Origin of the sequence: Xanthomonas campestris pv. campestris str. ATCC 33913 (genome assembly GCF_000007145.1) — a bacterium.
In the GTDB taxonomy this organism is placed as follows: Bacteria; Pseudomonadota; Gammaproteobacteria; order Xanthomonadales; family Xanthomonadaceae; genus Xanthomonas; species Xanthomonas campestris.
The window spans coordinates 4274748-4286544 of the sequence record NC_003902.1 but is presented as its reverse complement, the minus strand read 5'-3'; the positions used below and the strand labels follow the sequence as shown (position 1 = coordinate 4286544).

General features: G+C 66.5%; 8 protein-coding genes and 1 other RNA gene. 4 read left to right on the top strand and 5 right to left on the bottom strand.

All coding sequences use genetic code 11. From position 1 onward, the window contains the following. Positions 1–203: 203 nt before the first annotated feature. The 3 genes from XCC_RS18625 to XCC_RS18615 form a co-directional block, all read right to left on the bottom strand. Positions 204–275: non-coding RNA, sX9 sRNA (locus XCC_RS18625), on the bottom strand. Positions 276–333: 58 nt separating this feature from the next. Then, entirely contained in the window at positions 334–1359 is a 1026-nt protein-coding gene (locus tag XCC_RS18620; protein ID WP_012437238.1) for a FecR domain-containing protein, read from the bottom strand. A gap of 12 nt (positions 1360–1371) precedes the next feature. Continuing rightward, positions 1372–1881: a sigma-70 family RNA polymerase sigma factor gene (locus tag XCC_RS18615; protein WP_011038677.1), complete on the bottom strand. Its 510-nt coding sequence runs from the start codon at positions 1879–1881 to the stop codon at positions 1372–1374. A gap of 475 nt (positions 1882–2356) precedes the next feature. Here XCC_RS18615 and XCC_RS18610 point away from each other — a divergent pair, with 475 nt between their 5' ends. Both XCC_RS18610 and XCC_RS18605 read left to right on the top strand, forming a co-directional pair. Further along, a complete protein-coding gene (locus XCC_RS18610; protein WP_011038676.1) occupies positions 2357–2875 on the top strand; it encodes a hypothetical protein in 519 nt (172 codons plus the stop codon). Then, complete coding sequence (locus tag XCC_RS18605; RefSeq protein WP_011038675.1) at positions 2875–3792, top strand: SMP-30/gluconolactonase/LRE family protein; 918 nt, start codon at positions 2875–2877, stop codon at positions 3790–3792. Before XCC_RS18610 ends, XCC_RS18605 begins: the two co-directional genes overlap by 1 nt. 210 nt (positions 3793–4002) lie before the next feature. Here the strand turns inward: XCC_RS18605 and XCC_RS18600 are convergent, their stop codons facing one another. Both XCC_RS18600 and XCC_RS18595 read right to left on the bottom strand, forming a co-directional pair. Next, a complete protein-coding gene (locus tag XCC_RS18600; protein ID WP_011038674.1) occupies positions 4003–6450 on the bottom strand; it encodes a hypothetical protein in 2448 nt (815 codons plus the stop codon). A gap of 373 nt (positions 6451–6823) precedes the next feature. After that, entirely contained in the window at positions 6824–8998 is a 2175-nt protein-coding gene (locus XCC_RS18595) for a hypothetical protein (RefSeq protein WP_029628878.1), read from the bottom strand. Positions 8999–9165: 167 nt separating this feature from the next. Between XCC_RS18595 and XCC_RS18590 the strand changes: the two genes are divergently transcribed. Both XCC_RS18590 and XCC_RS18585 read left to right on the top strand, forming a co-directional pair. After that, the gene (locus XCC_RS18590) at positions 9166–10680 is read left to right on the top strand and encodes an acetyl-CoA hydrolase/transferase family protein (RefSeq protein WP_011038672.1); all 1515 of its coding nucleotides are present in this window, start codon (positions 9166–9168) and stop codon (positions 10678–10680) included. 136 nt (positions 10681–10816) lie between these two features. Continuing rightward, a complete protein-coding gene (locus XCC_RS18585) occupies positions 10817–11593 on the top strand; it encodes a hypothetical protein (protein WP_164923348.1) in 777 nt (258 codons plus the stop codon). Positions 11594–11797: the final 204 nt, after the last annotated feature.

The window sequence follows — 11797 nt, the reverse complement described above, 5'->3', positions numbered from 1 at the left end:
CCGCAGAGAGCGCGTTCGGAACTTCGGGCGCATACCGACTCGCCGACACCACGGCGTTGCGTGTCTGGCAGCCGCACCGGCGGCCTGACCAGCCCGGCGATGCGCACCTCGCCCATCGGACGTGCCCGCCCAGTTTTATTCAGCGCTGCGCCGCGTACGGCACGATCTGCAAAGCGCCGCAGCGCGATCGCCGCGCTTGGATACGCGAAAAACGTAGCGAGCAATCGTCAGCAGATGCGGACGGCGCGGAGGAACTGGAGTGTCCGTAGGACCATAGGATTTCGAGTAACGGCCGCACCCGCCTCGCAGCTACGCAGTCGTTGATCGCTGCGCCTAACCGGCCGCCTGGATGCTCACCCAGTAGCGGCTGCGCTGGCGTACCCGCACTGGCAGCACGCTGGGCAGCATGGCCAGGATGCGGTCGGTATCGTCCAGCGGAAACACCCCGGAGACGCGCAAGCCGGCCACCGCCGGGTCGCAGCGCAGCAGCCCGGGGCGATAGCGCTCCAGCTCGGCCACGAACGCATCCAGCCGCAACTCGTCGGCAATCAACTGGCCACGCTCCCAGGCGGTGGCCTGCGCATCGGCCGGCCCGGGCGCCTGCAGGAACGCGGCATTGAACACGCATTGCTGGCCGGCCTGCACGCGGCGCGCGGCGTGAGTGGCATCACGCGGACGAATCTCCACCGCGCTCTCCAGCACCGTGACCCGGCTCTGCGCCTGGTCCTGGCGTACACAAAAGCGCGTGCCCAGCGCGCGGACATCGCCGTGCACGGTGCGCACCAGCAGTGGGCGCGGGTCCTGCGCGGCGCCCAGCGCGTGCGCGGTCACCACCATGATCTCGCCGGCCACCAGATCCAGCAGGCGCTGGTGCGTATCGAAGCGCACATCCACCGCGCTGCGCGTGTTGAGGGTCAGGCGGGTGCCGTCGCCCAGTTGCAGCATCCGGCGCTGCCCGGTGGCGGTGGCGTAGTCGGCCGTTGCCTGCTGCCAGCGCTGGGTGCGGGTGGCCAGCAGCCCGGCGGCGCCGGCCACCCCGCCCCACAGCACCAGGTTGAGCGCCTTGCGTCGGCCTGGCGAGGCGGGGCGCTTGCCATCGGCATACGGCGACAGGCTGCGGTAGGCCGCCTGCGGTGCCAACGTCTTCAGTCGCCCGGTCACCGCCTCCAGATGCGCCCAGGCCCGCGCGTGGTCCGGATGCGCGGCGCGCCAGTGTTCCCAGTCACGTAATTGCGCCGCGCTGGCGGTGCCGGACATCAGCACCGTCAGCCACTCGGCGGCCTGGTCGGCCACCTCTGCGCTGATCGGCTGCCCGCCGGCCAGGGGCGTGCGCGGCGTGCTGGCGTTGCTCGCAGACATCGGTGCCACCACTCAGGCCGACACAGCGAACAGGCACTGCCGGTTGGCGCGCGTGAGGTATTGCTTGACCGAGCTGCTGGACACCCCCAGGCGCTGCGCGATCTGCGCGTAGCTGAGCTCGTGCAGGTGCGCCAGCAGGAAGGCCTCCTTCACTTTCGGCGGCAGGCCGTCCAGCGCCTGGTCCAGCTGCTGCACCGCCTCCAGCGCCAGCAGGTGCAGCTCCGGCGAAGGCGCCAGCTCTTCCGGCAACGTGGCCAGCATCTCCAGGTAGCTGGCCTCCAGCAGCTTGCGCCGCTGGCGGTGCGCCATCAGCCGCCGCGCGATGGTGGCCAGGAACGGCCGCGGCTCGCGGATCTGGTCGGCCGCGCCGGCATCGATCACGCTGATGAAGGTGTCCTGGGCCAGGTCGGCCGCCACGCACCCGTCGCCCAGCTTGCGCCGCAACCAGCCCTGTAGCCAGCCGTGGTGGTCGGTGTACAGGCGCTCCACCTGCTGCTGAAGCGCGACTTGCGTGGCCGACACGATGACCTCCTGGACGCCGGACCCGGGCAGGGGTGCGCCCGGGATTAAATGAGAATGGATCTCATTCTAACGGATGCGGCGCCGTGTTGCAGACGCGACCGGGTCTGCGCTGTTCCGGCGGGCAGCGCTGCTTGGCGGCAACGGAGCTCAGTTGCCACTGGCGGAATTCCTGGAATGCCAGTCGTCTGTGGATGGACAGCGATACACGGCGGCAATCGCAGGACGTGCCTCTCGCGCTCACGCGCCAGACAGTGCAGCTGAAGCTGCGCTCGCGACCGACGCGCCTGCCCGAACTGCGCGCCAAGGCATGCCGTGCTGATGTCATCGCCATCGTCAGCAAGGCCACGCGCACCTGCCAGCAACGCGCATGCACCCGTCCACAGTCGCCCTGTGCACCGGTTCGACCTTTTACGCCTCGCAGACAACGCCCTGACAAACGCCATGCTGCACTGCGGTTTTCGCACGAGGTCACCGCATGTCGCCCACCCTGTTGCCCGCCGTGGCCCTGCCCTCGCAGGTCGCGCTGCATAACGACGGTACCGATCAGTCCCTGCCGCCTAACCTGCCGTTCCTGCACCTGTGGACCGGCCCGGACGGGCTGAGCCGGCTCAATGCCTCGCAGTTGGCCGGCTTCCAGAGCAAAAGCGTGGGCGGTGGCGCGGCGCCGCAGTGGCTGCGGCCGTTTCCCGGCGAGGTGGTGGGCGTGCAGTTTGCGGTGCTGCCGGTGGGCTGGGTCGGCGACTGGCACGAAAGCCCGCACCCGCAGTGGGTGATCGCGCTGCGCGGGCGCTGGTTCATCGAAACCGGCGACGGCACGCGCGTGGAGATGGGCCCCGGCGATATCCACTTCGGCCAGGACCAAGGCACCACCGACGCACGCGGCCACCGCTCCGGCCAACTGGGCGACACGCCCTGCCTGCAGATGATGGTGCAGTTTGCGCACTCCCCCGGCGTGGCGGCAGCGCATCCGTTCGATGAAACAGCGGCGCCATGATGGACAGCCATTGCCGCGTCCGCCCGGCCGGCCCGGCCGTTCCCGCCGACTGCGACCCGCCCCGCACCACGCACGCCGCGCTGGCCGCACGGTTGGGCGATGCGCGCCTGCTCACCCTCTACGACCAGGCCACCTGGAGCGAAGGCCCGGCTTGGTGGGAGGCCCAGCGCACGCTGGTGTGGAGCGACCTGGTTGGCCGCCGCGTGCTGGGGTGGCGGGAAGACGGCACCGTAGATGTGCTGCTGGATGCCACCGCCTTCACCAATGGCAACGCGGTGGATGCGCAGCAGCGCCTGGTGCACTGCGAACACGGCCGGCGCGCCATCACCCGCAGCGATGCCGATGGCCAGGCCCACCTGCTGGTGGGCCGTTATGCCGGCAAGCGGCTCAACTCGCCCAATGACCTGATCGTGGCGCGCGATGGCGCGATCTGGTTCACCGACCCGCCGTTCGGCCTGCGCAAGCCCAGCCAGGGCTGCCCGGCCGATCCGGAGCTCGCCCACCACAGCGTGTACCGGCTGCCGCCGGACGGCAGCCCGCTGCAGCGCATGGCCGACCTGGACCACCCCAACGGGCTGGCGTTCTCGCCCGACGAGCAGACCTTGTACGTCTCGCAGACGCCGGAGCAGGGACACGGCAGCGTGGAAATCACCGCGTTTGCCTGGCGCGATGGCGCGCTGCACGACCGCCGCCACTTCGCCAGCGTCCCGGACGGGCTGCCGGATGGCTTCTGTGTGGATCGCGGCGGCTGGCTGTGGAGCAGCTCCGGCACCGGCGTGTGCGTATTCGACAGCGACGGGCAGCTGCTTGGGCACATCCCCACCCCGGGCACCGCCTCCAACTGCACCTTCGACCAAGCACAGCAGCGGCTGTTCATCACCGGCGGGCCGTGTCTGTGGATGCTGCCGCTGCCCTGAGCACGTGCGCAGACGCGCGGCGTAGACTGTTCAGGCAATAAAAAAGCCCGCTTGCAGCGAACTGCCAGCGGGCTTTGCTCCCTCCCCCACGTCGGGATGCAGGATCATAGTGCGCGCCTGTTCGGCGACTTGCACGCTGCACTGCAAAACAATACCCGGCAGTACAGAACTAGAGTGTTTCCTTCACCTCGGATTCGCCACGTGCGGGCCTCAGCGCAACAGATCCGACTGCGCGCGGTACCACTCGGCAGCGCGTAGCAGATGCCATTCGGGCGTGTCGTTGCGCAAGCCCACCGCCGCACTCAATACACCCCAGCGCGCCAACAGGCTGCCGCTGCGCTGCGTGCCACGCAGACGCAAACGTGCATCCACCTGATAACGCGCGTTGTGCGCCTGCAAGCGATCCACGATCACTTCATCGCCTTGCCAATGCACGCGCGCGGTGAGCTGCGCCTGGCCAGCATCCACCAGCCGCACCATCCAGTTGGGCAACGACCGATCGCGTGCATAGATGGCCATCAAGAACGCCAGGTCACGCACGTCGATGCGCACGCGTCCGTCCACACCTACTGGCGCATGCCAGTGCATGTGCGTGTCATCCAGCACGATGCGCGCCCACCAGCCATCGCGCCGCTGTCCATCGGGCCCGGTGAAACCGACATTGCGCAGGTTGATCTGGCTGGCATCAAGGCGGAAATTTTCTGCACGCAGATCGCCGCGTTGCAGTTGCAGGTTTGCATCCACATCGCCGCGCAACGCGAGCCCGGCGAACTGCAGGCGTGCCGCCCGTGCGGCGATGCGTAAACCGCCCTTGCCGATACGTCCGCCCGGCTCGATCTGCAGATCGCCACTGAGCGCACCGCTGCCCCCATCGAACCGCAGCTGCTGTTGCGGCAGGTAGCGGTTATAGGCACGCAGGTCTGGCACCCGCGCATTGGTGAATACCAGATGCGCGCGGGTGGTGTCGCGCAAGCTGGCCAGGGTGCGTGCGTCGGCGCGGGTCTGCAGGTCCAGGCGCAGATCGCGCCCTTGCACGAACGGGCGCGCAAGCGCCGGGCGGTGGGCGATTGAAAACTGCTGCATGCGCAGTGCCAGCGATGGCAGCAGATGGCCGGCGGCATCGGCCTCCACGCGCAGGTCAGCGCTGGCCTGGCCTTCGATGGCGTGTTCCATCACGCCCACGCGCGCAGTGACGCGCGGCACCTGCAATCGGCTGCCGGCGGCCAGCTGCCCGCGCACGATGCGCAGGTCTGCATCCACCAGGCCGTCGCCTTCCAGCGTCAGCCAGTCCACGCCGGGAAACAACGCCGGAATCCAGCTCAGCGAGGCCAGCTGCCAATGCATGCGCGCGTGCCCGGACGTCCGCGGCAACAGGTTGCGCGGCGCCTGCAGTGGCAACCGCCGGCCCTGCACGCGCAGGTCCGCATCCAACGTCAGGCCGGCATCGGCCGGCTCGGGCATGCTGACGCGCAGACGCATGTCCTGATCCACCTGCAACTGCGCGGCCAACTCGCCCAGCAATGCGTTTGGTGTGCGGGTGCCGTCATGCAACGGCGTCCGCCATTGCAGGTGGCTCCCCGGCTGCAATTCACCGCGCGCCCAGCGCAGCTCACCATCGGCACGGCCTTGCCCGGCCCGCGTCTTGAGCCTGGTTTTTCCTTGCGCATCGCGTGTCACTTCCAGCGCGGCGGTATCGCCACGCACACCGATCAGCGCATCGGTGAGTTGCAACACCGCCAACCCACGCGCCTGCGCCGCGGTATGCCGCGCAATGCTGGCTTCCATCCGTAGCTGGCCGTTGCGCAGCAGTTCGGTGCCCGCCCAGTGCAGCGTGGCGTGCTCGAACACCGCGCGCGATGGAAACACTTCGATCGGTCCGCCGCGCAGTTGCTTGAACAGACCAAATTGCAGCTGCCCGTCACCGGCGATTTGTAACTGGCGAAGTGTCAGCGCCTGCACCTGCTCGGCGACGATGCGATCGAACTGCAACGTCCACGCGGGGGAGTGGGTTTGACTGCGGGTGGAGCGTGCTGCCGGCTGCGTGGTTGCCGTGGCGGCTGCGTTGGGCGCGGTGGCTGCAGTGGCAACGGGGGGTGCTTCGCCCGCCGCGGCGTTGGATGCGTTCGCTGCATTGGTTGCAGCAGGATCGACTGGCATCCCATCGGCTTGCGAAGTGCGCGGCGCAGATACGCCGTTCGTAGTTGTCGCTGTCGCTGTGGCGCTAGATGCAGTTGCGGTTGCCGATGAAGAGGCGGGCGCGGGAGATACCACAACGGCGCCAGGCAGATCGGACGCATGCAAGCCGCCGCGTACACCCTGTGCATGCAGCTCCGGCACCAGTAGTTGGCGATGCAACAGCGGCAGCAAGCGCACCTGGCCATGCAGGCGGTCCGCGCTCGCCTCCCAACGGCTGCGCGTCGTGCGGCCGTGCAAGTTGACGTCCCACAAGGTCAGGCGTCCGGGCCACCAGGTCAGCCCCGCGCGCCACTGCATGGCGAAGCGGTCCGGCGTGCGATTGAGTGCGGCAGTGCCCAGCGGCGTGTTGAGGAACAGATTGCCGAGCAGCAGGTACGCGGCGTACAGCGCCACCACCGCAAGCACCGGCCAACGCACGGCGCGGGGCACGGCACGCCAACGGGCGCGGACAGGCATCGTCATGACGGCAAGCTCCTGAAGACCGCGCAGGCGGCACAGCGCAGTGTGCCAAGCCACGCGTGATTGTCACGCGCAGCGGCGCGCGTCGCGATTGGTGTGATCGGGGCATTGCCAGCATCTGCGGCGATCCCATCGCTCATAGCATTTCGTAGGAACGCACCCGGGCGCGACGGGCATTACCGGGAAATCCTTGTCGCGCCCAGGTGTGCTCCTACGTGGCTATTCGCGTCACCAACGCTGTGTAAGCATGCCGATGACGATAGACCGCGACAAACGTGGTTACCCACGAACTAAATGCATTGGTAGTTGCTCCCGCGTATCCGCTCAGCCGCAGCAGACCGTAGCAGCGCACCCAGGTGCGCTCCTACGCACGCGCTCACTTCTTGTTCGCCATCGGCGGCAGCAAGGATGGGCGCCCCTCGTACCACTCGCGTGCGCCGGCTAGATGCCATTGGCGCTGTTGGCCATCGAGCTCGATGCCTGCACCAAGCACGCCCCAGCGCAGATACAGGTCGCCTCGCTTGTGATCATCGTCAATTGCCAGGCGCGCGCGCAGCGACAGGCGTGCGTTCTCCGCGTGCAGGTCGTCCACCACCTGCTGCTTGCGCCAGCGCAGCCGGCCGGTGGCGTCGAGCTGGCCGGCATCCAGCAGGCCCAGCACCCAGCGCGGGTAATCGGCGCGTTGTGCGAACACCGACAGCAGCGGCGCGGCATCGCGCATGCGCACTGCCGCATCGGCATCCACCTGGAAGGGCGCGGTGGCCTGAATCGTGCCGGCCGGCACCTCCACCTCACCCCACCAGGCGGCATCGGTGGCGGCGTCGCCCACGCGCATGTTGCGCAAGCGAATGTGCGTGCCGCTCAGGTCGAAGAACTTGGCCTTGAAGTCGGCACGCCGCAGGTTCGCCTGCAATTGCGCATCGCCGCGCATCTGGATGCCGGCGATGGACAGGTGCGCGCCCTGCCCGCGCAGGTCCGCATGGCCGTTGCCCACTTCACCGGCCGCATTGAGCGCCACGTCGCCACTCAGCCGGCCGCTGCCTCCCAACAGGCGCACGGTCTTGCCGGAGAGATAGCGGTTGTAGACGGTGAGGTCCGGCACGCGCGCATCGCTGAAACGCAGCTGCGCCTTCATTGTCTCGCGCAGCCGCGCCAACTCCGCATCGCCCTGCATGGCCAATTGCAGGTCGCGGCCGTCCAGCAGCACCTGCCGTGGCGCATCGCTGGGCGTGGCCCTGAACGTGGGGATACCCACATCCAGATGCGCCTGCGGCGTGGCGGCATCGTCGATGTGCCCGTGTGCCTTGGCAACACCGGCCAGGCGGGTGCCCGCCACCTGTGCCACCGCTTCCACCCGCGGGATATCCAGCGTGCTGCCACTGGCCAGCCGCCCCTGCGCCAGGCGCAGATCCGCCTCGACCAGGCCACCGCCTTCCAGCTGGAACCACGGCTTGCGCACGAACAACTCGGCGATCCAGTTCAGCGATTCGAACTTCCAGCGGCCGCGCACCTGCCCGGACAGGCGCGGCAGCAGTTGCGCCGGTGCGGCGAACGGAATGCTGCGGCCGGCGATGCGCAGATCCGCATCGAGTTCGCTGCCGGTGTCGGCATCGCGCGGCAGCCGTGCCTGCACGCGGATGTCCTGCGCCACATCCAGCTGCAGCGCGAGCATGCCGCGATCGGTGGCACCCACACCGGCCAGCAACGGCAGCCGCCACACCGCGCGGCTACCCGGCTTCAAGGCGCCGTTTTCCAGGGTGATATCGGCCTCCACGCGTGCGGCGGAGGGGCCGCTGCTGATGTCCACGTGCGGCGCGCCGGTGTCGATCTTCAGCGCCACCGTGCTGGCGTTGAGCTTCAGGCGTGCACGGGTGATGCCGAGCTTGCGCAGGCCCGGCGCCTGGTCGCGGTAATGGCGGGGGAACTGGAACTGCGCGTCCAATTGCGCGCCGTTGAACACCTGCACGCCGTCGTAGCTGACCACCGCATCGGTAAAGCCCGCTTCGGAAGGAAACAACTCCGATGGCCCGCCCTTGAGCTGTTTGAGAAAACCCACCGTGCCGTGGCCGTGCCCGGCGATGAGCAGCTTGCCCAGGCGTGCACTGCGGATGCTGGTACTGCTGATCGCATCGAAGCGCAGCGTCCAGCCGCGGTTGCCGCGCGGCGGCGGCGGGATGGCCTTTTCGGCGGTTTCGACCTCGGCACTGAGGCCGGACGCATGCAGCCACGGCAGCCGCACCTCGCGCCGCAACAACGGCAGCAGCGCGATGCGCGCATGCGCGCGGTCGGCATGGAAGACGTACACGGTCCGGTTGGCCTGCCCACGCATGCGCACGTTCCAGGCCATCACCTGCCCCGGAAATACCGTGATTGCCGGGCCGGTCTGCATGGTGAACTTGTGCGGCTGACGGTTGGTAGTGGCATCGAACAGCGGCGTGTTGAGAAAAATATTGCCTGCCAGCAGATACAGCACGTACAGCGCCAGCAACACGACCACTGCAATGCGCCATGGCCGGGGCCAGCGCTGGAAGCGATCGCGAAGAGAGGGCATGGATGCGCAGTGTGATGAGTCTGCCGCCACTATCCCGGTTGGGCCGACGGCAAGGCGTGAATGCCTTCCCGCCGCCTGACCGCATACACCATTGCACCATCGTCGAAGCCCCGCCCAGGCAACGCAGCGGCGATAATTTGGCTTCCCCCGTCACACGCTATGCCCCCATGTCCGACGAACGCATCCTCAACGCGCCGCTGCGCGACCACCTGGTCTCTGCCGAGGCCGCTGCTGCGCTGATCCAGCCCGGCGAGACCGTGGCGATGAGCGGCTTCACCGGGTCGGGTTATCCCAAGGCAGTGCCGATGGCGCTGGCGCAGCGCATCGAAGCGGCGCACCTGCAGGGCGAAGCGTTCCAGATCAAGCTGATGACCGGCGCCTCCACCGCGCCCGAGCTCGATGGCGCGCTGGCCAAGGCCGACGGCATCGCCATGCGCATGCCGTTCCAGTCCGACCCGGATGCGCGCCAACGCATCAATGCCGGCACGCTGGACTACATCGATATCCATCTGAGCCACGTTGCCCAGCACGTGTGGTTCGGCTTCTACGGGCAGATCGACACCGCGGTGGTGGAAGTGTCGGCGATCCGCGCCGATGGCAGCCTGGTGCCGTCCACCTCCATCGGTAACAACAAGACCTGGCTGGACCTGGCCAGGAAAGTGATCATCGAGGTCAACGACTGGCAACCGGCCGGCCTGGATGGCATGCACGATGTGTATTACGGCACCGCGCTGCCACCGCACCGCAAACCGATTCCGCTGCTGCACGGCGACGACCGCATCGGCGAGCCCAGCCTGCGCTGCGACCCGGACAAGATCGTGGCCGTGGTGCGTACGCATGGCCCGGACCGCAACAGCCCGTTTGCCGCTGCCGATGACAGCAGCGAGCGCATCGCCGAACACCTGATCGCCTTCCTGCGACACGAGGTGAGCAAGGGCCGGCTGCCGGCGAACCTGCTGCCGCTGCAATCGGGCGTGGGCAATATTCCCAATGCGGTGCTGGCCGGCCTGGCACGTAGCGGTTTCCGCGACCTGGAAGCCTTCACCGAAGTGATCCAGGACGGCATGCTGGCGCTGCTGCGCGATGGCGTCTTGCGTTATGCCTCGTGCACCGGTTTTGCGCTCAGCCCGGAAGGCAACGAAGAATTCAAGCGCAACATCGATTTCTACCGGCAGCGCATCGTGATGCGCACGCAGGAGATCTCCAACCATCCCGAGCTGGTGCGGCGGCTGGGCTGCATCGGCATGAACGGCATGATCGAGGCCGACCTGTACGGCAACGTCAATTCCACCCATGTCATGGGCAGCCGCATCATGAACGGCATCGGCGGCTCCGGCGATTTCGCGCGCAACGGGTTCCTGTCGATCTTCCTCAGCCCCAGCATCGCCAAGGCCGGCAGTATTTCCTCAATCGTGCCGATGGTCAGCCATGTCGACCACACCGAACACGACGTCTCAGTGATCGTGACCGAACAAGGCCTGGCCGACCTGCGCGGCCTGACGCCCAAGCAACGTGCACGCCAGCTGCTAGAGCACTGCGTGCATCCGCGTTACCGCGACGCGCTGGAAGACTACGTGGCACGTGCCAATCGCGACAGCTATGGCAAGCACACGCCGCATCTGCTGACCGAAGCATTGGCGTGGCACCAGCGGTGGCTGGAGACTGGAGATATGTTGGGGTGAGTTGGGGATTCGGGATTCGGGATTCGTCAGTTTCAGCCGCTCTTTGCAGCGCGATCAATGTGTTGCACGAACTTCAACTTGGGCCGGTGCTTTGCCGTAGATACTTGGCCGCGCCGCAGCCTTAGCGGCTCGCATCATGGGTGTCGTCGCTTTTCGCAACACGCATAAATCATGCTGTGGCAATGCGAACTGCCATGCTATTGCTATTGCTGTTGCTATTGCTATTGCTGTTGCTATTGCTATTGCTATTGCTGTTGCTATTGCTATTGCTGTTGCTATTGCTATTGCTATTGCTGTTGCTATTGCTGTTGCTATTGCTGTTGCTATTGCTGTTGCTATTGCTGTTGCTGTTGCTGTTGCTGTTGCTATTGCTATTGCTATTGCTATTGCTGTTGCTGTTGCTGTTATTGCTGTTGCTGTTGCTGTTGTTGCTGTTGTTGCTGTTGTTGCTGTTGTTGCTGTTGTTGCTGTTGTTGCTGTTGTTGCTGTTGTTGTTGTTGCTGTTGTTGTTGTTGTTGTTGTTGTTGTTGCTGTTGTTGTTGCTGCGCTGAAGCTGCGCAGCATGGTGCTTTCGGGGACGCCATGGTTCGACGGCAACGCGCCTACCCTTCTGATTCTTGCGGCATGCGAACGCTGCGCTGCAGCCCTGCTTTTGTCGGTGAGCACGCACAGCACAGAGCTCAACGTGCGATTGCCATACCTGGCATTTAACGCTTCCCAAACTTCATTGCTGGTGTTGCCACGCTGCGACATCGCGCTGGCACGTGCGTCGCGGATAACATTCCTGCCCGCCCGTCACCGGCGGCAGGAAGCCCCTCTCTCCCCTCCTGCCGCCGGTGGCATCGGGTCATCACTGGGTGGTGTCCAATCCGTCGGGCCGGCTCCCTGTGCCGCCCCGACGTTCTTGTTTTAGAACGCCATCGACCAACACTAGTGTGCTCACCGTCAGGCTACTCGATACGTTTTGGTGGCCGCTCGTGCCAACGAGATTATCGCCGCCGGCGTGCAAGCACTTGTTTGGATGTGCTGCGTTTGGATGCGCCGCGTTTTTTATGTGTTGCGCTTTGAATATCTCGAACGCTGCTTGACGATGCCGAACCATGAATGTGCTGCGCGT